19 protein-coding genes and 1 tRNA gene are annotated in these 19,544 nt (G+C 74.7%); 10 read left to right on the top strand and 10 right to left on the bottom strand.

Translation table 11 applies throughout. The features are described from left to right. The first annotated feature begins 186 nt into the window (after positions 1-186). On the top strand, positions 187-1,812 hold the full coding sequence (locus ABD363_RS28730; protein WP_344608755.1) for a hypothetical protein: 1,626 nt from the start codon (positions 187-189) through the stop codon (positions 1,810-1,812). On the opposite strand, the gene ABD363_RS28725 is transcribed toward ABD363_RS28730, so the two are convergent. Then, positions 1,769-3,844, bottom strand: a complete 2,076-nt coding sequence (locus ABD363_RS28725) for a bifunctional glycosyltransferase 87/phosphatase PAP2 family protein (protein ID WP_344608753.1) — start codon at positions 3,842-3,844, stop codon at positions 1,769-1,771. The two genes, ABD363_RS28730 and ABD363_RS28725, sit on opposite strands and share 44 nt — an antisense overlap. A 390-nt stretch (positions 3,845-4,234) precedes the next feature. Between ABD363_RS28725 and proP the strand changes: the two genes are divergently transcribed. Both proP and ABD363_RS28715 read left to right on the top strand, forming a co-directional pair. Beyond that, on the top strand, positions 4,235-5,593 hold the full coding sequence (proP, locus tag ABD363_RS28720; protein WP_344608751.1) for a glycine betaine/L-proline transporter ProP: 1,359 nt from the start codon (positions 4,235-4,237) through the stop codon (positions 5,591-5,593). Between the two features lie 198 nt (positions 5,594-5,791). Continuing rightward, positions 5,792-6,454 (top strand): O-methyltransferase, encoded by a 663-nt coding sequence (locus ABD363_RS28715; protein WP_344608749.1) that lies wholly within the window; start codon positions 5,792-5,794, stop codon positions 6,452-6,454. On the opposite strand, the gene ABD363_RS28710 is transcribed toward ABD363_RS28715, so the two are convergent. Beyond that, a complete protein-coding gene (locus ABD363_RS28710) occupies positions 6,455-6,847 on the bottom strand; it encodes a hypothetical protein (protein ID WP_344608747.1) in 393 nt (130 codons plus the stop codon). It lies immediately after the preceding gene. A 91-nt stretch (positions 6,848-6,938) separates the two neighbouring features. On the opposite strand from ABD363_RS28710, the gene ABD363_RS28705 reads away from it, so the two are divergent. Next, a complete protein-coding gene (locus tag ABD363_RS28705) occupies positions 6,939-7,346 on the top strand; it encodes a DnaJ family domain-containing protein (protein ID WP_344608745.1) in 408 nt (135 codons plus the stop codon). Between the two features lie 19 nt (positions 7,347-7,365). On the opposite strand, the gene ABD363_RS28700 is transcribed toward ABD363_RS28705, so the two are convergent. From ABD363_RS28700 to ABD363_RS28690, 3 genes are all read right to left on the bottom strand, one after another. Beyond that, positions 7,366-7,818, bottom strand: a complete 453-nt coding sequence (locus ABD363_RS28700; RefSeq protein ID WP_344608743.1) for a hypothetical protein — start codon at positions 7,816-7,818, stop codon at positions 7,366-7,368. Positions 7,819-7,823: 5 nt separating this feature from the next. Then, on the bottom strand, positions 7,824-8,462 hold the full coding sequence (locus ABD363_RS28695; protein ID WP_344608741.1) for a hypothetical protein: 639 nt from the start codon (positions 8,460-8,462) through the stop codon (positions 7,824-7,826). A gap of 113 nt (positions 8,463-8,575) precedes the next feature. Further along, positions 8,576-10,681, bottom strand: a complete 2,106-nt coding sequence (locus ABD363_RS28690; protein WP_344608757.1) for an MDR family MFS transporter — start codon at positions 10,679-10,681, stop codon at positions 8,576-8,578. A gap of 159 nt (positions 10,682-10,840) precedes the next feature. Here ABD363_RS28690 and ABD363_RS28685 point away from each other — a divergent pair, with 159 nt between their 5' ends. Next, positions 10,841-11,866, top strand: coding sequence for a peptidoglycan-binding protein (locus ABD363_RS28685; protein WP_344608739.1), 1,026 nt, complete (start codon positions 10,841-10,843; stop codon positions 11,864-11,866). An 84-nt stretch (positions 11,867-11,950) separates the two neighbouring features. Here ABD363_RS28685 and ABD363_RS28680 read toward each other — a convergent pair whose 3' ends face one another. Together ABD363_RS28680 and ABD363_RS28675 are read right to left on the bottom strand one after the other, a co-directional pair. Continuing rightward, positions 11,951-12,610, bottom strand: a complete 660-nt coding sequence (locus tag ABD363_RS28680) for an HAD family hydrolase (RefSeq protein ID WP_344608737.1) — start codon at positions 12,608-12,610, stop codon at positions 11,951-11,953. Positions 12,611-12,776: 166 nt separating this feature from the next. Beyond that, the gene (locus ABD363_RS28675) at positions 12,777-13,358 is read right to left on the bottom strand and encodes a TMEM165/GDT1 family protein (RefSeq protein ID WP_344608735.1); all 582 of its coding nucleotides are present in this window, start codon (positions 13,356-13,358) and stop codon (positions 12,777-12,779) included. Positions 13,359-13,841: 483 nt separating this feature from the next. Here ABD363_RS28675 and ABD363_RS28670 point away from each other — a divergent pair, with 483 nt between their 5' ends. The 4 genes from ABD363_RS28670 (at position 13,842) to ABD363_RS28655 (ending at position 18,106) form a co-directional block, all read left to right on the top strand. After that, positions 13,842-14,486, top strand: coding sequence for an HNH endonuclease family protein (locus ABD363_RS28670; protein ID WP_344608733.1), 645 nt, complete (start codon positions 13,842-13,844; stop codon positions 14,484-14,486). A gap of 97 nt (positions 14,487-14,583) precedes the next feature. Then, on the top strand, positions 14,584-16,227 hold the full coding sequence (locus tag ABD363_RS28665) for an alkaline phosphatase D family protein (protein ID WP_344608731.1): 1,644 nt from the start codon (positions 14,584-14,586) through the stop codon (positions 16,225-16,227). Between the two features lie 479 nt (positions 16,228-16,706). Further along, entirely contained in the window at positions 16,707-17,159 is a 453-nt protein-coding gene (locus tag ABD363_RS28660) for a DoxX family protein (protein ID WP_344608729.1), read from the top strand. 296 nt (positions 17,160-17,455) lie between these two features. Next, complete coding sequence (locus tag ABD363_RS28655; protein WP_344608727.1) at positions 17,456-18,106, top strand: DedA family protein; 651 nt, start codon at positions 17,456-17,458, stop codon at positions 18,104-18,106. 44 nt (positions 18,107-18,150) lie between these two features. Here the strand turns inward: ABD363_RS28655 and ABD363_RS28650 are convergent, their stop codons facing one another. Both ABD363_RS28650 and ABD363_RS28645 read right to left on the bottom strand, forming a co-directional pair. Continuing rightward, entirely contained in the window at positions 18,151-18,405 is a 255-nt protein-coding gene (locus tag ABD363_RS28650) for a DUF2277 domain-containing protein (RefSeq protein WP_344608725.1), read from the bottom strand. Positions 18,406-18,471: 66 nt separating this feature from the next. Next, positions 18,472-18,672, bottom strand: a complete 201-nt coding sequence (locus tag ABD363_RS28645) for a DUF2191 domain-containing protein (protein WP_344608723.1) — start codon at positions 18,670-18,672, stop codon at positions 18,472-18,474. 221 nt (positions 18,673-18,893) lie between these two features. On the opposite strand from ABD363_RS28645, the gene ABD363_RS28640 reads away from it, so the two are divergent. Next, complete coding sequence (locus ABD363_RS28640) at positions 18,894-19,253, top strand: hypothetical protein (RefSeq protein ID WP_344608721.1); 360 nt, start codon at positions 18,894-18,896, stop codon at positions 19,251-19,253. A 118-nt stretch (positions 19,254-19,371) separates the two neighbouring features. Here the strand turns inward: ABD363_RS28640 and ABD363_RS28635 are convergent. Then, positions 19,372-19,443 (bottom strand) — tRNA-Val (locus ABD363_RS28635). Positions 19,444-19,544: the final 101 nt, after the last annotated feature.

Raw genomic sequence — 19,544 nt, 5'->3', positions numbered from 1 at the left:
GCCGGTCGCCTCCGCCGGCCGGCCGGCGGAGGCGCGGAAGGCGGCGGGGGTCAGGGGGTTGACGGACCGCGGCGAGGGTCGGGGGCGGGACGGACCGGGCCGGCCGATACCGGGGTGATCGATACGGGGTCGACCGGCACGGGGGCGCCGCACAACGTCGCGCCCCGTTCGCACGTCTTCGAAACCGTGGCCTCAGCTGAACTCACCGTCACCAAGCGTCTGCCCGCGCCCCTGCGGCGCAACGGCGGGCTCCGCGCCCTCGGAGCCCGTCACCGCGTCCCCCTGCTCGCCACCGTGCCCGTGCTCCCCCTGTACGCGCTCTGGTGGTTCCTGCTCGCCACGGGCGGCGGCGACCTCGCCGCCCAGTACGCGTGGGCGGACTTCGTGGCCCGGCACGGCGGCTCCGCGTACAACCTCTCCTGGTACGGCGGCACCCACACCGCCAACTACAGCCTGCTGTCGCCGTACCTGATGGCCGCCCTCGGCGTCCGCACGGTGACCGCCGGCTCCGGGATCGCCGCCTCCTGGCTGGCGGCCGTGCTGATCCGGCGCACCGGGACCCGGCGGCCGGTCTGGCCCGCCCTGCTCGCCTCGCTCGGCCTGTGGTGCAACGTCGTCTCCGGGCGCACCACCTTCGCGCTCGGCGTCGCCCTCGGGCTCGCGGCGTGCCTGCTGCTGACCGGGGAGCGCCGGGTCGCGCTCGCGGCGGCGTACGCGGCGCTGGCGACCGCCGCCAGCCCGGTGGCGGGGCTGTTCCTGGCCGTCGTGGGCGCCGGGTTCCTCGCCGCGCGGGACGGGCGGCGGGCGCTGTCCCTCCTCCTGCCGCCGGCCGCCGTCGTCGCGGCGACGACCTGGCTCTTCCCCTTCGCCGGTGAGCAGCCGATGCCGGCGGCCCGCGTCTGGCCGCCCCTGCTGCTCGGGCTGGCCGTCGCCGTGTTCGCCCCGCGCGGCCGGCGCGTCGCCCGGTGGAGCGGGGCGGTGTACGCGGCCGGGACCGTGCTCACCTACCTCGTCCCCTCCCCCGTCGGCACGAACGTCGAGCGGTTCGCGGAGCACTTCGCCCCGGCCGTGCTGCTCGCCGCCCTGCTCGCCCGGCCCCGCCTGGCCGGGGTCCGCCGGGGGCTGCTGGTCGGCGTCCTCGTCTTCTCCGTGGGATGGCTGGGGAAGAAGACCGTCGACGACGTGGCCGTCTACACCGTCGTGCCGGAGTGGGCCGGGAACACCGGCGGGGTCGTGCGGGCCCTGGAGCGGCTCGGGGCCGACCGGACGCGGGTCGAGGTGGTGCCCGCGCGCGACCACCGCGAGGCCGCCCTGCTCGCCCCGCACGTCAACCTGGCCCGCGGCTGGAACCGGCAGCTCGACGTCGAGCGCGGCCGGCTCTTCTACGACGGCGCCTTCTCCCCCGCCGCCTACCGGGCCTGGCTGGACCGCTGGGCCGTCGGCCTGGTGGTGCTGCCGCAGGCGCGGCCCGACGGGTACGCCGAGGCCGAGGCGCGGCTGCTGCGCGAGGAGCGGCCCGGCTGGCTGGAGCCGGTGTGGCGGGACGCGCACTGGCGGATCTACCGGGTGCGGGACGCCGTGCCGCTGGTGTCGGCGCCGGGGACGGTGGTGCGGGCGGACGGCGCCGGGATCGTCGTCCGGGTGTCCCGGCCCGCCACGGTGACCGTGCGGGTGGCGTACTCGCCGTGGCTGCGCGCCGACGGGGGCTGCCTGGGGCGGGACGGCGAGTTCACCCGGCTCACCGCCGACGCGCCCGGCACCTACCGGATCAGCTCGGAGTACGGTCCCGCGCCGGCTCGGGGCCGCTGCTGACCGCGGCCGGCGTCCGGTCCGCGGTCCGCGCCCGCGGACCCTGGAGCAGGTACGTCAGCCCGAAGCCCGCGCCGACCACCAGCGCGCCGCCCACCGCGTCCAGCACCCAGTGGTTGCCGGTCGCCACGATCGCCGACACCGTGAACAGCGGGTGGAGCAGGCCGGCCGCCTTCATCCACCACTTCGGGGCGATGACCGCCACGGCCAGGCCGCACCACAGGGACCAGCCGAAGTGCAGGGACGGCATCGCCGCGTACTGGTTGGTGAGGGCGGTGAGCGTGCCGTAGTCGGGCTGGGTGAAGTCCTGCGGGCCGTGCACCGTGTCGATGATCCCGAGCCCCGGCATCAGGCGCGGCGGGGCCAGCGGGTAGAGCCAGAAGCCGACGAGGGCGAGGAGGGTGGCGAAGCCCAGGGAGGAGCGGGCCCAGCGGTAGTCGACCGGGCGGCGCCAGTACAGGACGCCGAGGACGGTCAGCGGGACGACGAAGTGGAAGGACGTGTAGTAGAAGTCGAAGAAGTTCCGCAGCCAGCCGATCTCCACGACGGCGTGGTTCACGGCGTGCTCGATGTCCAGGTGCAGGACGCGTTCCAGGTCGAGGATCTGCTGTCCGTGCTCCTCGGCGCGGGCCCGGCCGGCCGCGTCGCTGCCGCCGCTCGCGGCCAGGCGGATCTTGGAGTAGGCGGCGTAGGTGACCCGTATGAGGAGGAGCTCCAGCAGGAGGTTGGGGCGGGTCAGGACCCGGCGCAGGAACGGCGCGAGCGGTATGTGCCGGAAGCGGGCCGGGACCGGGGCCGCGTACTCGGTGGGGACCGGCGCCCGGTAGTACGCCGAGGCGCGGGACAGGAACGGCACGGCGGTGGCGGCGGCGAGCGCGGCCAGCAGCACCACGTTGTCCCGCAGCGGGTGCAGCGCCGCGACGTTCGGCAGCATCATCTTCGCCGGCAGGGTCATGACGAGGACGACGGCGACCGGCCACACGTACCGGTCGGAGGCGCGCCGGCCGACCCGGCCGACGACCGCGAGCAGCACCCACAGCAACTGGTGCCGCCAGGCCGTGGGCGACACCGCGATCGCCGCGCAGCCGGTGATCGCGACCGCGAGCAGCAGCTGCCCGTCGCGGGCGTAGCGCACGGCGCGGCGCAGGCCGAGGGCGGCGACGGCCGCGCCGAGCGCGAGGAAGAGGGCGATCTCCAGGGGGCCGGACAGGCCGAACCGGAGCAGGGCGCCGTGCAGGGACTGGTTGGCGAGGTCGTCGGCCCTCCCGCCGAGCCCGACGCCCGCCATGTGGTGCACCCAGTACGTGTACGCGTCGTGCGGCATCGCCGCCCAGGCCAGCGCGGTGCACACGGCGAACGTGGCGCCCGCGGACGCGGCGGCCCGGCGGCGGCCGGTCAGCCACAGCAGGGGCGTGAAGAGCAGCAGCGTGGGCTGCAGCGCCGCGGCGACGCCGACGAGGACGCCGCCGGCGTGCCGGCCGCGCGCGGCGAAGCAGCCGAGCAGGACCAGCAGGACCGGGATGACGCTGGTCTGGCCGAGCCAGAGGGTGTTGCGCACCGGCAGCGACAGCATCAGCAGGCTGACGGCGACCGGCGCGGCCAGCAGCGAGGTGCGCCGGTCCACCGGCCGGGGCAGGGCGCGGGCGGCGACCAGGCCCAGGGCGACGACCAGCAGCAGCGTGCCGAAGGTCCAGCCCCAGCCGAGGGCCTGCTCGGCCGAACGGGTGAGCGGTTTGAGGACCAGGCCGCCGAAGGGGGTGCCGGTGAAGCGGGTGGAGTCGTAGAGCGAGCCCTCGACGTGCAGCACGCCGTCCGGCCCGACCCAGGTCTCCAGGTCCGTCAGCCGTTCCCCGCGCGGTGTGCCGAGGACGACGGCCACCTGCCGTACGGCGAGGACCGCGGCGATCAGCCACAGGCCGAGCCGCGCCGCGCGCAGGCGCGCCCTGGTCTCCCCGACGGCCGTAGCCCCGAACGCTTCCGCCGGTCGCCCGCCGAACACCTCCGCCGGTCGCCCGCTGTGCTCCGCATTCGCCACGCCTCGTCGGCCTCCCGCCCCATCCGCCTCACGCGCCCCCCGCGCGAGGGTTCCCTTCGCGAACCCTATGGGGTCCGCACCACCCCGGAGGAAGACGCGGGTCACCCCGGTTTCACCTGACGGCCGTCTTCCTTTTTTCCGGACGACGATAGTGCGGAGGGGGTGGGGTTGCCCGCGTCGGATGCGAGATGGATCACATCGCTTCGGGAAACGACGGGGCGCGTGGCCGGTTTACATCCCTGCCTACGGGTTATTTTCATGCATAGTGCAACGAAGTGCGTACCGGGCGTAAGCGGCACATCACCGCCTATGGTCGTTTTTCGGTCCGCTCGTCAGCGCCGCCGCGCGGACCGCGTCCCTGTCCCCGTCGAAAGGTAGGCGAGCGAGCTCTTGTCGACTGCCTCAGTCGCCGCTCCCACGGCCCTCGCGAAGAACTCCCAGGCCACCGTCACCGACTCCGCGCTCGTCCGGCGCGCCGTGAAGGCGGCCGCGCTCGGCAACGCCATGGAGTGGTTCGACTTCGGCGTCTACAGCTACATCGCGGTGACCCTGGGCAAGGTCTTCTTCCCCTCGGGCAACCCGACGGCCCAGCTGCTCTCCACGTTCGGCGCCTTCGCCGCGGCCTTCCTGGTCCGGCCGCTCGGCGGCATGGTCTTCGGGCCGCTCGGCGACCGCGTCGGCCGGCAGAAGGTGCTGGCGCTGACGATGATCATGATGGCGGCGGGCACGTTCGCGATCGGCCTGATCCCGTCCTACGCGACGATCGGTGTCGGCGCGCCGATCCTGCTGCTCGCCGCGCGCCTGGTGCAGGGCTTCTCCACCGGGGGCGAGTACGCGGGCGCGTCCACGTTCATCGCCGAGTACGCGCCGGACAAGCGGCGCGGGTTCCTCGGGAGCTGGCTGGAGTTCGGCACGCTGGCCGGATACATCGGCGGCGCCGGGCTGGTGACCGTGATGACGGCGCTGCTGTCCGCGGACGACCTGACCTCCTGGGGCTGGCGGATCCCGTTCCTCGTCGCGGGGCCGATGGGCATCATCGGGCTGTACCTGCGGCTGCGCCTGGAGGAGACGCCGGCGTTCGCGGCGGAGGTCGAGAAGGCGGAGGCCGCGCGGCCGAAGGTGCCGCTGCGGGAGATGGTCACCGGGCAGTGGAAGGCGCTGCTGCTGTGCATGGGCCTGGTGCTGGTCTTCAACGTCACCGACTACATGCTGCTGTCGTACATGCCGAGCTACCTGACCGGTGAGCTGAAGTACGACGAGACGCACGGCCTGCTGGTCGTCCTCGCCGTGATGGCGCTGATGATGGTGGTCCAGCCGTTCGCGGGCGCGCTGACCGACCGGATCGGGCGGCGGCCGGTGATCGCGGCGGGCTGCGTGGGCTTCCTGGCGCTGTCGGTGCCGGCGCTGCTGCTGATCCGCCAGGGCAGCCTGGTCGCCGTGGGCCTGGGCATGGCGGCGCTGGGACTGCTGCTGGTGTGCTTCACGTCCGCGATGCCGTCGGCGCTGCCGGCGCTGTTCCCGACGCGGGTGCGCTACGGGTCGCTGTCGATCGGGTTCAACGTCTCGGTGTCCCTGTTCGGCGGGACGACGCCGCTGGTGGTGACGGCGCTGATCGGCGCCACCGGCGATGTGATGATGCCCGCGTACTACATGATGGCCGCGGCCGTGGTCGGCGGTGCGGCGGTGTGGTTCATGACCGAGTCTGCGGGGCGGCCGCTGCCGGGGTCGCCGCCGGCCGTGGAGCGGTGACGGGGCCTCCGGCGGTTCGACGGGGGTGCCTGCGGCGGCCCCGCGGGTTCGGCGGGGGTGCGGGCGGGGCGGTGGCGGGGCTGCGCCGATCGGCTGAAAGTGGGTGCGGAGGGGTTCTGACGGGGAACCGGGGCGGGGCCATGGTCGTCAGCGCAGCCAGTCGGAGACGCTGACCAGGTCGATGGGAGGCACGGGCGCATGAGCCAGGTCTGGGACGACGTCGACGACTACTTCACCGCCCATCTCGCGCCGGACGACGACGTTCTCCAGGCCGCCCTGCGGGACAGTGCGGCGGCCGAGCTGCCGCAGGTGAACGTCACCGCCCCGCAAGGGAAACTGCTGCACCTGCTGGCCGGGGTCCAAGGGGCCCGGCACATCCTGGAGATCGGCACGCTCGGCGGCTACAGCACGATCTGGCTGGGCCGCGCCCTGCCGGCCGACGGCCGGCTGGTCTCGCTGGAGTACAGCGCCAAGCACGCCGAGATCGCCACCCGCAACATCGCCCGTGCCGGGCTGGACAAGCTGGTCGAGGTGCGGGTCGGGCCGGCGCTGGAGTCGCTGCCCAAGCTCGCCGACGAGAACCCGCCGCCGTTCGACCTGGTCTTCATCGACGCCGACAAGGCCAACAACGCGCACTACATCGAGTGGGCGCTCAAGCTCACGCGGACCGGCAGCCTGGTCGTCGTCGACAACGTGGTCCGGGGCGGCCGGGTCGCCGACGCCGGCAGCGACGCCCCGGACGTGCGGGGCACGCGGGCCGCCATCGAGCTGATCGGCAGCCATCCGCGGCTCGACGGCACGGCGATCCAGACGGTGGGCAGCAAGGGCTACGACGGGTTCGCGCTGGCCCGCGTGCTGTGATCAGAGCTCGTGGTGGAAGCCCACGTTGACGCTGCGCGGGCCGGTGCGGTCCACGATGACGACCTCGCCGCTGCCGCCCCTGGGCAGCGGCACCGTACCGCCGTAGGGGACGGACGCGGCGTGCTCGCCCACCGTCAGCCGGACCTGGGAGGACGGATCGGCCTGCGAGCCGCGCAGCCAGGTCAGCTGCCAGCCGCCGTCGGGGCCGCACCGGAACTCCAGGTGGACACGGGAGACGAACAGCCAGTCGTCGGGCGTCGGCAGCCGGCACACCGACCTGTCCCGGCCCACCCGCAGCACGGTGCCCGGCTCGCTGGGCGCGTCGGCCATGAGCATGCCGGCCGTGGCGCCCGCGTCCGCCGCGGAGACGGCGGCCATGGTGAGTTCGAGCACGTGCGCTCCTCCTGAGGTGACCTGGGCGGCCGGTTGCCGCGCCGCCGCATGATAAATCGCCCGGCATCGCGGTGTCCGGCACAATGGCCGCATGACCGAGCGAAAGCCACCCGGCGTCAGCTTCGAGTCCTGGGCGGACAAACAGATCCGCGACGCGAAGGCACGGGGCGAGTTCGACCGGCTGCCGGGCGCGGGCAGACCGCTGCCGGGGGACGTGGAGGCGGCCTACGACGAACAGTGGTGGATCAAGCGGAAGCTGGCCCGTGAGGGCATCTCGGTCCTGCCGCCGACGCTGGCCCTGCGCAAGGAGGCCGAGGACGGGCTGGCGGCGGCGCTGCGGGCCCCGTCCGAGCGGATCGCCCGCAGGATCGTCGAGGACCTCAACGTCAGGATCCGCGACATGATGTTCAAGCCGCCGCCCGGCCCTCCGCTGGGACTGAAGCCGTACGACGTCGAAGCGGTCGTACGTCAGTGGCGGGAGCGCCGGGCGGCGGGGTGACGCCGGTCGTTCACGGGTTTCACAGGTGCATCAGCCGGTCCGCCAGCTCGCGGTAGTCCCGCAGGGCCAGGCGGAGCTGTTCGGTGTCGGGGTTCGTGATCTGCTCGCCGCCGCCCGCGCCGGCGGTCTGCCAGGACGCGCGCAGCGTACGGCGGCGCCCGGCCAGGGCCTCGGTGAGGCGGGCGGTGATCTCCTCCAGGACGCGGTCGGCCTCCTCGACGGCGTCCCGCGGCGCGTCGACGAATCCGGAGACCGCCTGCTGGAGCCGCAGCCCCAGCTTGTCGCACTCCTCCCGCGGCAGCAGCCGGCCGCCGGAGGGCACGGAGCGCCCCGGGTCCGTCGCGTGCGGGGCGCCCCCGGTGGGGGCGGTGCCCACCGCGCTCTCGCCGCGGGCGTCGGGGACGGTCCGGCCGGGGCCGGCCGGTGTGCCGGCGGCCGGCGGGGTCACCTCGGACGGTTGCCTGTCGGACATGTGCCTCAGCTCTCCTTCGCCTGCCGTCGGTGCAGGGCCCAGGGCGTGTGGTGGTCGCGGACCCGCTCCTGCCGGACGCGGTCGGCGCCGGCGTGGTGGCGGCCGGTGTCGTGGCGCACCAGCTCGTCGAACAGGGCGCGGGCGGCGACCATGGCCTCGCGCATCTCCTCGGTGCCCCCGCCGCCGTCGTGCGCGGCGCGGTGCACGCGCCGGTAGCCGTCGACGTGGTGGGCGTGGTGCACGGACAGCGCGGCGACCTGTTCCTCGTACTGCCCGCCGTCCGGGAAGCCGCGGGTACCGGCCACCTCCGCGAGCAGCCGGTCCGCCTCGGCGACCGCCCCCCGCGGGGAGTCGACGAAGCGCTCCTGGGCGGCCGTCCAGCGCGCCTCGAACCGCTCCCGCTCGGCCGGTTCCAGCGGTCGCGCGCGCAGGTCGCCGTGGCGCTCCACGCGCTGGGCGAGCTCGCGTTCGGCGGCCTCGGCGTCACCGTCGTGCCGGGCGACGGCCCGGTCGTACTCGGGTCCGAAGCGCCGCTTCAGGTCCGGGCCGCGCCGCGCGCCCCGGGAACGCAGGGTCAGGGCGGCCGCGACGAGGGCGACGGCCACCACGATCACGATCAGAGCGATGATCCAGCCTGTGGACATGTATGCCTTCCGGGTTTTCGGCCCAACCGGCCCTCCGTGCGGGCCGGTTCGCCGTTCGGGTTGCCCCGACGGGACCCCTCAAACGGCGCCCGCGGGCCACCGGACCGCCCCGGTCATCCCGTGCGCGCCAGGGGTCGCCGGTCGTGCGGCCGTTCCCGCTCCGACCCGTTCAGCTCCCCGCTCAGCTCCTTCACCAACTGCACCAGGTCGGTCGGCCGGTCCGGCCCCCACCAGTCGCCGAGCAGCTCCGCGAGGGAGTCCTCGCGGGCCCGCGCCAGCCGGTCGGCGGCCTCGTGGCCCTGGTCGGTCAGGTACAGGTCGAGACCCACCCGGTACGCCAGGCGGCGCTCCTCGACCTGCCGGGCGGCCTCGATGACCGCGGCCAGCGGGACGGGGGTGCGCTCGGCGAGCAGGGCCGGTTCCACCGAGCCGTGCCGCTTGATCCGCAGCAGCAGCCAGCCCGCGGCGGGCAGCAGGTCGTAGCCCGCGCGTTCGGTGATCCGCCGGTAGATCTCCCGCCGGCCCTCGCGGGAGCCGAGCACCGACAGCGCGCGGCACACCTCGTCGTACGACGACCGCTCCACCGGGTTGCTGGCGAAGGTCTGCGTGCCATCGGGCGCCGTGACCGAGCCGCGCAGCCGGTCCTCCTTCAGGAACCAGGCCAGTACGTAGGCGAGGAGCGCGACGGGGGCGGCGTACAGGAAGACGTCGGTGATGGCGGAGGCGTAGGCGTGCAGCGCGGCCGGGCGCAGGGCGGGCGGCAGGGCCGCGATGCCGCGCGGGTCGGCCTCCAGCGCGTCCGCGGAGACGCCGGGCGGCAGCTGTACGCCCCGGAAGGCGTCGGCGAGCTTGTCGCCGAGGCGGCCGGCGAAGACCGTGCCGAAGACGGCGACGCCGAACGCGGCGCCGATGGAGCGGAAGAAGGTCGCGCCGGAGGTGGCCACGCCCAGGTCCTCGTAGGCGACGGCGTTCTGCACGATGAGGACCAGGACCTGCATCACCAGGCCGAGTCCGAGGCCGAAGACGAAGAAGAAGGCGCTCATCACGGCGGTGGAGCTGTTCTCGTCGAGCTGGTGCAGCAGGAGCAGGCCGAACGCGGTGACGGCGGTGCCCGTGACCGGGAACACCTTCCAGCGGCCGGTGCGGCTGACGATCTGCCCGGAGACGGTCGACGACAGCAGCAGCCCGAACACCATCGGCAGCATGTGCACCCCGGACATGGTCGGACTGACGCCCTGCACGACCTGGAGGAAGGTCGGCAGGTAGGTCATCGCGCCGAACATCGCGAAGCCGACGACGAAGCTGATGACCGCGGAGAGCGTGAAGGTGCGGATGCGGAACAGCTTCGGCGGCAGCACCGGTTCGGCCGCCCGCCGCTCCACGGCCGCGAAGGCGACGGCGAGGACGACGCCCAGGACGGCGAGGACGATGATCTGCGGGGAGCCCCAGCCCCAGGTGGTGCCGCCGAGCGAGGCGACCAGGACCAGGCAGGTGGCGACGGAGGCGATGAGGAAGGTGCCGAGGTAGTCGATGACGTGCTTCGTGGCCCGGCGCGGGATGTGCAGCACCGCCGCGATCACGGCGAGCGCGACGATCCCGACCGGCAGGTTGACGTAGAACACCCAGCGCCAGCTCAGATGCTCGGTGAACAGCCCGCCCAGCAGCGGCCCGAGGACGCTGGTCGCCCCGAAGACCGCCCCGAACAGGCCCTGGTAGCGCCCCCGGTCCCGGGGCGGGACCAGATCGCCGACGATCGCCATCGACAGCACCATCAGCCCGCCGCCGCCCAGGCCCTGCACGGCCCGGAAGGCGATCAGCTCGGGCATGTTCCGCGCCATGCCGCACAGCGCGGAGCCGGCCAGGAAGATCACGATCGCGGTCTGGAACAGCCGCTTGCGCCCGTACTGGTCGCCGAGCTTGCCCCACAGCGGGGTCGCGGCGGTCGAGGCCAGCAGGTACGCGGTGACCACCCAGGACAGGTGCTCCATGCCGCCCAGGTCGCTGACGATGGTGGGCAGCGCGGTCGACACGATGGTCTGGTCGAGGGCGGCGAGCAGCATCCCGAGCAGCAGGGCGCCGATCGAGACGAGGACGTTGCCGGACACGTGCTCCTCCCGGGGGGCGAGCGGGGACCGCGGAGCCCGTGCCGGGGCCCTCCCCCCGGCGCCCGCGGTCGTCCCGCGCGTGTCCTCGGCCCTGCCCTGCGCATCCCCGGCCATGAAGACCTCCCGAGGTCTCGGCGACATCTCCATCGTCATCGGTGTGACCCGTTATGGCCCGTCGAGTCCTGTGAGAAGCCGGCATTCCGGGGGCGTGCGGGCCGGAGCGTGAAGAAGATCTGCATAATCTCTGGAGTTCACGAGGGGAGGGACGAACGCGTGGCAGAACCGAGGGACCACCGGTGCCCGGAGTGCGGGGCGCCCAGGAGCGCCGACCGCACCCCGTCCTGCGGCTGCACGCGACGCGCGTCCGACGCCCTGCGCGAGGCCCGCGAGGCGGAGGCGGCCGCGGCGGAGGACTTCGACCCGCTGCACATCCGGCCGTACGTCGAGCTGAGGAATCCGCAGGAGGCTCCGCCGCCCCCGCGCACGTCCGGGCCCGACGCCACGACGCGGCTGCGGCCCGTCCCCCCTCGGACGCCGGACGCGGAGGCGGCCGCCGCGCTCCCCACGCCCCTGGCGTCCCCGCCGGGCGAGCCGAGCGGCACCGGCCTGCGCCGCTTCGAGACGGCCGAGCCGGCGGACGCCGTACCGGCGGGCGCCGGCGGGCCGGACGGGGCGGAGCCGCGCCGCCGGCGCCGTGGCGCGCTGCTCGGCGCGGCGCGCGCTCTGGTCGCGGTGGTGGCGGCCACCGGGTACGTGAGCGGGCTGTTCTCGTACGAGCCGCCCTCGCGGAACGGCCCGCCGCCGGCCGACCTGCGGGCGAGCGTGCCGGACACCTCCCCCGGCGCCGCGTCGGTGGCGCCGGCCGTCCCCGGCACGGCGTCCGCGCGGCCGGCCTCCGCGCCCCCGTCGCCGTCGGCCGGCGGGAGCCCCTCGCCCACGCCGTCCCCGTCGGCGTCGAGCGCCTCGCCGACGCCGTCCCGGTCGCGCTCGGCCGAACCGAGCCCCAGCCCGACCTCCGCCCGCGCCACCGCCCCCACGGCGAGGGAGGAGTCCGGCGACGACCGCGACCAGGACGTCCTCGTACTGCGCCCGGGCGACCGGGGTCCCGAGGTCACCGAACTCCAGCTGCGCCTGCGCCAGCTGTACCTGTACCACGACGACGCCGACGGCCACTACACCGGCCGCGTCGAGGACGCGGTCCGCACCTACCAGTGGTCCCGCGGCATCCGCTCCGACCAGCTCGGCGTGTACGGTCCTCGGACCCGCGGGCGCCTGGAGTCGGAGACGAGGGAACCTTAGGACCCGGCCGGCCGCAGAGCCGCCGGCCACGGGACCCGGCCGGCCGCGGGACCGCAGGGGCGTGGGGCCGCAGGGCCGCGGGACTCAGCCGATGTGCAGCCGGATCGTCCCGTCGTCCCCGGCCTCCACGCGGACCTGCGTCAGGTCCCGCACCGCCGCGTCCGGGTGGTGGAACGTGGCCCGCTGCCCGATCCCCACGACCCGCATCCCGGCGGAGCGCCCCGCCGCGATCCCGGCTCCGGAGTCCTCGAACACCACGCAGTCGGCGGGGGCGACGCCCAGCTCGGCGGCCCCCTTCAGAAAGCCCTCGGGGTCGGGCTTGCTCGCGCCGACGGACTCCGCCGTCACCCGCACCTCGGGCATCGGGAGCCCGGCCGCGGCCATCCGTGCCGTCGACAGCGCGACGTCCGCCGAGGTCACCAGCGCGTGCGGCAGCCCCTTCAGCGACGCGAGGAACTCCCGCGCCCCCGGAATCGCGACGACCCCCTCCGTGTCCGCGGTCTCCTCGGCCAGCATGCGCGCGTTGTCGGCGAGGTTCTGCTCCATCGGCCGGTCGGGCAGCAGCAGCGCCATCGACGCGTACCCCTGCCGCCCGTGGACGACCTTCATGACCTCGTCCCCGTCCAGCCCGTGCCGCTCGGCCCAGCGTCGCCAGACGCGTTCGACCGAGGCGTCGGAGTTGACGAGGGTGCCGTCCATGTCCAGCAGGAGGGCGCGGGCGGTGAGAACGGTGGTGGCCGTCATCGGCGGGCTCCAAGGCACGGGAGGGGGCTCAGGGGGTCGTCCCCGGCACAAGGCGGCCCCGCCCGCCGGTCAGGGAAAGCGGGCGGGGACCACTTTGTTTCTCCACGGTACAAAAAGATCCGGGGATCGCGCCACCGCCCCGGGCGACCCTTCACCCGCCGTTCGCTCAGCCGGTCACGGCCTCCCACAGGCTCCACACCCCGAGCCCCAGCATCAGCAGCGCCGCGATCTGCGTGATCAGCCGCAGCGGCACCCGCTTCATCAGCGCCTTCCCGCCGACGATGCCGAGGCCGGCCACCGCCCACAGCGCGAGCACCGCGCCGAGGCCGACGGAGAGCGGGTCGTCGTACCGGGCGGCGAGGTTCGCCGTCATGATCTGCGTGAGGTCACCGAATTCGGCGACCAGGATGAGCATGAAGCCCGCCCCGGAGACCTTCCAGAAGGACTGGTTCTCCGGCTTGCGGATCTCCTCCTCGTCCTCGTCCTTCTTCAGCAGCAGCATCGCCGCGCCGCCCAGGAACAGCACGCCCGTGAGCGCGTGCGTGATCTGCTGCGGCAGCAGGGTGAGCACGCTGCCGGCCGCCACGGCGAGCGCGACGTGCAGCGCGAAGGCGGCGGCGACGCCGGCGAAGACGTAGGAGGCGCGGTAGCGGGTGCCGAGGACGAGACCGGCGAGCGCGGTCTTGTCGGGCAGTTCGGCGAGGAAGACGACGCCGAAGACGAGCGCCGTCACGGTGAAGCTGATCAAGGGTTCCTCTGTCGGTCGGGGCTGCCCCGGCCGAGAGCGCTGCTGTGACGCCAGACACCTCGGCAGGGCAGCACACGCGGAGCCCGCGCCGTACGGCACGGGCGGTGCACTGCTTGCCGAAGGTCTCGCTGGCGGGTCACGCGGACTCCGCCCCCGGGCGCCGGCTCAGACGTGCTGAGCAGTGTGTCGACGGTCCGGCGAAGAGCTACTCCCCTTCTGCGCCGTCCATAGTACGCGAACGCCCGGGCGAGACCGGGGAGCGAGGCGGGGGCGAGGCCGGGGGCGGAGGCGGGACCGGGAGCGGGGCCGAGGGCCTGGAGCGGGGCCGGGCCGGGCCGGGCCGGGCCGAAAACGTCGTCACGACCATGGACGTGTCATGCGCACGTCACTAGCTTCTCACCGGACGCACATCCGCGCGCAACGCGGCGTGGCGAGCATTCCCTCGCTCGCTCTCCAACACCCGCATCCGACAAGGGAGTTCGCATGCCGAAGTTCTACGCGCGTCGACGGGTCAGCATACTCGCGGCGCTCACCGGGTTCATGGCCTCCGTCGCGCTGTTCAACGGCCCGACCGCCGCCGCCGCTCTCCCCACCCCGGTCAGCGCCGCCACCGCCCGCGGCTACCTCGCCTCCCTCACCGTGGCCGCCGAGGACCGCACCGGCTACGACCGCGACCTGTTCCCGCACTGGATCACCCAGTCCGGCGCCTGCAACACCCGCGAGGTCGTCCTCGAGCGCGACGGCACGAACGTCGTCCAGGACTCCGCCTGCGCCGCCGTCAGCGGCAGCTGGTACTCCCCGTACGACGGCGCGACCTGGACCGCCGCCTCCGACCTCGACATCGACCACCTCGTCCCGCTCGCCGAGGCCTGGGACTCCGGCGCCGACGGCTGGACCACCTCCCGCCGCCAGGCCTTCGCCAACGACCTGACCCGTCCCCAGCTCATCGCGGTCACCGACAACGTCAACCAGGCCAAGGGCGACCAGGACCCGGCCACCTGGATGCCGTCGCGCACCGCCTACCGCTGCACCTACGTCCGCGCCTGGGTCCAGGTGAAGTACTACTACGGCCTGTCCGTCGACTCCGCCGAGAAGTCCGCGCTCCAGAACCACCTCGCGAGCTGCTGACCCGCCCCCCGCGAGCCGCCGGCGTGCGTGCCGCGGGGAACCCCGCCGCCGGTCTCCGTCGTTCCGTACCGTACGGGGCGACGGAGGAGGCATCACCATGGCCGGACTGCGCCTGGGACCACTGCTGAGGTACACCGACGGCTCGTCCGCGACCGTGTGGGTCGAGACGAGCCGTCCCTGCACGGCCGAGGTGCGCTGCGCCGACGGCGCCCACGGCGCGGCCCGCACCTTCCGGGTCGCGGACCACCACTACGCCCTGGTCCAGGTCGGCGGCCTGACCCCGGGCACGACGACGGCGTACGAGGTCCTCCTCGACGGCACGCGCGTGTGGCCGCTGCCCGACTCGCCCTTCCCGCCGTCGGCCATCCGCACGCTCCCCGGCGACGACGACGGCGACGTCCGCGTCGCCTTCGGCTCCTGCCGCTGGGCCGCGCCGCCGGCCGACGGCAGCGACCCGGTCGGCCCGGACGCCCTGGACGCGCTGGCCACCCGTGTCGCGGCGGACCCGGAGGGCGAGCGGCCCGACGTCCTGCTGCTGCTCGGTGACCAGGTGTACGCCGACGAGACCTCCGACGCGACCCGCCGCTGGCTGGCGGCCCGCCGGAACCTGGAGGAACCGCCGGGCAGCGGGGTCGCGGACTACGAGGAGTACACCCACCTCTACTACGAGTCGTGGCTCGACCCCTCGATCCGCTGGCTGCTGTCCACCGTGCCCAGCTGCATGATCTTCGACGACCACGACGTGATCGACGACTGGAACACCTCCGCCGCCTGGCTGACCGACATGCGCGCCACGCCCTGGTGGCGGAAGCGGCTGCTGAGCGGCCTGATGTCGTACTGGGTGTACCAGCACCTGGGGAACCTGTCGCCGGGCGAGCTGGCGGCCGACCCGGTGTACGCGGCGGTCCGGGAGGCCTCCGACGGCACGGACGTGCTGCACGCCTTCGCCGCCCGGGCCGACGCCGACGCGACCACGGCGCGCTGGAGCTACCGGCGCGACTTCGGCCGCGTACGGCTGGTGATGGTGGACAGCCGGGCGGCCCGCGTCCTGGACGAGGGCCGCCGCGCGATGCTCGACCCGGGCGAGGCCGCCTGGGTCCGCGAGCAGGTGCTGGACGGGCGCGAGACGTACGACCACCTGCTCATCGGCACCTCGCTGCCGTGGCTGCTGCCGCACCTGGTGCACGACGCCGAGGGATGGAACGCGGCGCTGTGCCGGGGCGAGCGGGGCGCCCGCTGGGCGCGGCTCGGGGAGAAGGTGCGGCGAGGGGCCGACCTGGAGCACTGGGCGGCGTTCCCCGACTCCTTCGCCGAACTGGCCGAGCTGGTCGCGGAGGCCGGTTCGGGACCGGACGCGCCGGCGACCGTGTGCGTGCTGTCGGGCGACGTGCACCACGCCTACCTGGCCGAGCCCTCCTGGCCGGAGCGCGGGCCCGACGCCCGGGTGGTGCAGCTCGTCTGCTCCCCCGTCCACAACTCGGTGCCCCTGTCGATCCGGCTGGCCTTCCGGGCCGGCTGGACCGCCGCGGCGCGGGTCCTGGGCCGGGGCCTGGCCCGGCACGGCCGCCTGTCGCGCCCGCCGGTCCGCTGGCGCAGGACCGGCGGCCCCTGGTTCGGCAACCAGCTCATGACGCTGGTCCTGCGCGGACGCGCGGCCCGGCTGCGCCTGGAGGAGGCGCGGGCGGTGCGCGACGGACGCCCGCGACTGCGGACGGTGACGGAGCGGGAACTCTCCCGATGAGCCTCCGCGACGGGTAGCGGCGGAGGGGAGCCCGCCCGGCGAACCCCCACGACGGACGACGACGGCGCGCGAGCCCACCCGGCGAACCCCTGCGACGGACGGCGACGGCGCGCGAGCCCGCGGCCGTGCCGGTCGGCGTGGCGCGGCGGCCGTGCGCCCGGCAGACGCTCGGGGCCGCGCCGGAACAGGGCGGTCCGTCCGCGGTGGGCCCGTCGGGGCGTGCGCCGGGCCGGCCCGGGCGGACCGCCGCGGCCGACACCCGGCCGAGGTGTGAATTCGGTCACTCTTTCGGGCGCGAGCTTGGTGGCGAAAGCGGCGCCACGTGCGGCGGTGACGGAAGTGACGACGGAGCCGGACGTGAATCATTGGCCAAATGTTGAAGTTGCAAGCAGAATTAGGCACCCCTAACCTGAGGTCTCCACTCGGTTACGTCCCCGGACCGGTCCCCTCCCGACCGGCCGACCGAAGGAGACCCCCACATGACCGCGCGTCTCAACAGCGCCCAGCCCTATGCCCTCGGCCTGTTCCGGATCGTCATCGGCCTGCTCTTCGCCTGCCACGGCGCCGTCTCGCTCTTCGGCGTCCTCGGCGGCGTGGACGGCACCGGCGGCACGGCCGAAACCGGCGCCTGGCCCAACTGGTACGCGGCCGTCATCGAGCTGGTCGGCGGCGGCCTGGTGCTGCTCGGCCTCGGCACCCGCGCCGCGGCGTTCGTCTCGTCCGGCGCCATGGCCTACGCGTACTTCAAGGTCCACCAGCCCGAGGCCCTGTGGCCGATCGAGAACAACGGCGAGGGAGCGGCCCTGTACTGCTGGGCCATGTTCCTGCTGGTCTTCACCGGCTCCGGCGCCTTCGGCCTGGACCGGCTGCTGGCCAGGCGCACGTCGGCGCAGGAGGGGCGGACCGCGGAGCAGGCGCCGGTGGCGGCCTGATTCCCCCGGCTCCGGCCGGTTCGGTGCCCTCCTCCCCCCCCCGCGGGGAGGGCACCGTCGTTCCCGCCCGCGCCCGGGGCGGCCCCGCCGGACGGCGCCGGGCGGCGGCCGGGCGCGGGCGTCCCGCCGCCCCGCGCGTCACGGGTCACGGCCGGGGGCGCCGCACCGGCCCGGAAGCCCCGTGATCGCGCTGTCGCACCCCGGGCGTACGCTGTACGGCTGTCATCGGCCGCCCCTGCCGTCCCTCGTGCGTCGCGGCACGGTCCGCGGTCCACGGGGGAGCAGGGGGAGTCACGGTGCTGGAAAGTCTCGGGAACGCGGGGCCGCCGGCCGGCGGCTCATGGATCTACGCGCCCTGGATCTACGCGCTGGTGGCCCTCTCCGTCCTCCTCGACGTGTTCCTGCCGATGCTGCCGAGCGGCGCCCTGGCGATCATGGCCGCCGCGGCGGCCGCCGCGGGCTCGGGCGCGGCGGCCGGGCAGGTCCCGCGGGACGTCCCCGACGTCCTGGCGCTGACCCTCTGCGCCGCCACCGCCTCCTTGCTGGGCGATCTGGTGGCCTACCGCCTCGCCTGGCGCGGCGGTCCGCGGCTGGACCGCGCGATAGCCCGCTCCCGGCGTCTGGCCACGGCGCAGGAACGTCTCGGCGCGGCGCTCGCCGCCGGGGGCGGCGCCCTGGTCGTCCTGGCCCGTTTCGCGCCGGCCGGGCGCTCGGTCGTCTCCCTCGTCGCCGGCGCCGCCCACCGCCGCGCCCGCGACTTCCTCCCCTGGTCCGCCCTGGCCGGTCTGTCCTGGGCGGCCTACAGCGTCACCCTCGGCTACTTCGGCGGCCAGTGGCTGGGCACGACGTGGCTGGCGGCCGGGGTGTCCCTGGCGGCGCTGTTCGGCGCGGGCGCGGGGGCGGCGTACCTGATGCGCAGGCGGCCGCGGCAGGCGAAGACGCCGTAGCGGCCCGGGCGGCCGCGCCGGCGGCCTCCGTCGTCCGCTGCCCGCTACCCGTCACCCGCCGTCCGCCGCCCCGCCGCTCCCCGCGCGCCCGCGCCCCGCACCTCCAGCCCGGCCAGCAGTTCGGCCGTGGCCTCCGCGACCGCCTCCACCGCGCGGTCGAAGACCTCCCGGTTGTGCGCGGCCGGGGCCCGGAACCCGGACACCTTCCGCACGTACTGCAGGGCGGCGGCCCGGATCTCCTCCCCGGTGGCCTCCTCGGCCAGCACGGGCGGACGGAGCGTCTTGATGCTGCGGCACATGGTCCCAGTCTCACCCCGGCCGCCGCCGCCCGCCGGAGAATCCGGCATCCCGGCGGCCCGGCCCGGTCAGCCCTGCACGTCCCGCGGCTCGGCGTCGGTCTCGCGCAAGCCCTCGTCCCTGAGCCCGACCCGGGCCTCCGTGCGGTGGCCGCGGGCTATGTAGTCACGTACGACCGCCTCGACGGCGTCCTGCGGCGAACCGATCCCCGACAGGACCATCACCTCCACCACCAGATCGGCGTCCAGGCCGATGTCGATCTTGGCCACGGTTCCCCCCTTCTCGTCCGTTGCCCGGACTGTAGCCCGAACCGCCCCGCGCCACGGGCCGATCGGTCGACGCGGGTCCGGCCGCATCGGGATCCGGGGACGACCGGCCGGGAGCGAGGCGGTGCCGGCGGCGCGGACGGGCGCCGGTGGACGGCCGGCACGTCCGTGCGAACCCCCGGAGGAACGCGCATCCCGAAATCGAACAGGCGTATCATCGGGTCGTGGCTGCGACCTATGACTTTCCGAGTGACCTCCTCGCCGGTCAGGAGGAACTGCACCAGGTCCGGGCCGAGTTGTCGGCCCTGCTGAAGCGGCTCCCCTGGTCCGTCGAGCCCATGGACGGCTTCAGCGACGACAACGGCTGGCGCAAGGTGGAGCGCCCCGCCTCCCCCGGCTGGTCGGCGGACGAGCAGGCGGAAGTGGAGAAGCTGCGGCAGCGGGAGCGCGAGCTCGCCGTCTTCGTCAGCACCCACCGCTACTGGTCGGAGCTCACCGGCCCCGACCGTATGCACGCCCGGTCCCGGCTGAAGCACGTCCACGAAACCCCGCCCGAGGACTCCGAGGAGGCCGGCCGGGCCTAGCCAGGGACCGCCCCGCGGGCGGCGGCGCCGGTCACGCCGTTCGTGACCGCGCGCGGGCTCCTGACGCGAAGACGCCCCGGGCCTCGTCGGCCCGGGGCGTCTTCGCGGTCGGTCCCGGTGGGCGCGGACGGTTTCGAACCGCCGACATCCTGCTTGTAAGGCAGGCGCTCTACCCCTGAGCTACGCACCCGAGAACGATTCGACAGCCTACCTTGCCCGGGGCGCTGCCCCGCAAACCCGTCCCCGCACACCGGTCCGCACGCTCCGGGGGCGAGGCGGGTCCGTACGGTC

Origin of the sequence: Streptomyces glaucus (genome assembly GCF_039533365.1) — a bacterium.
GTDB classification, from domain to species: domain Bacteria; phylum Actinomycetota; class Actinomycetes; order Streptomycetales; family Streptomycetaceae; genus Streptomyces; species Streptomyces glaucus.
This window is presented reverse-complemented; position numbering and strand designations above follow the sequence as displayed.

Coding starts and splice junctions, on each gene's coding strand:
- ABD363_RS28695 (WP_344608741.1), bottom strand. CDS start 8,462: ATGTCCACAGGCTGGATCATCGCTCTGATCGTGATCGTGGTGGCCGTC.
- ABD363_RS28715 (WP_344608749.1), top strand. CDS start 5,792: ATGAGCCAGGTCTGGGACGACGTCGACGACTACTTCACCGCCCATCTC.
- ABD363_RS28660 (WP_344608729.1), top strand. CDS start 16,707: ATGACCGCGCGTCTCAACAGCGCCCAGCCCTATGCCCTCGGCCTGTTC.
- ABD363_RS28705 (WP_344608745.1), top strand. CDS start 6,939: ATGACCGAGCGAAAGCCACCCGGCGTCAGCTTCGAGTCCTGGGCGGAC.
- ABD363_RS28680 (WP_344608737.1), bottom strand. CDS start 12,610: ATGACGGCCACCACCGTTCTCACCGCCCGCGCCCTCCTGCTGGACATG.
- ABD363_RS28650 (WP_344608725.1), bottom strand. CDS start 18,405: ATGTGCCGCAGCATCAAGACGCTCCGTCCGCCCGTGCTGGCCGAGGAG.
- ABD363_RS28670 (WP_344608733.1), top strand. CDS start 13,842: ATGCCGAAGTTCTACGCGCGTCGACGGGTCAGCATACTCGCGGCGCTC.
- ABD363_RS28665 (WP_344608731.1), top strand. CDS start 14,584: ATGGCCGGACTGCGCCTGGGACCACTGCTGAGGTACACCGACGGCTCG.
- ABD363_RS28690 (WP_344608757.1), bottom strand. CDS start 10,681: ATGGCCGGGGATGCGCAGGGCAGGGCCGAGGACACGCGCGGGACGACC.
- ABD363_RS28700 (WP_344608743.1), bottom strand. CDS start 7,818: ATGTCCGACAGGCAACCGTCCGAGGTGACCCCGCCGGCCGCCGGCACA.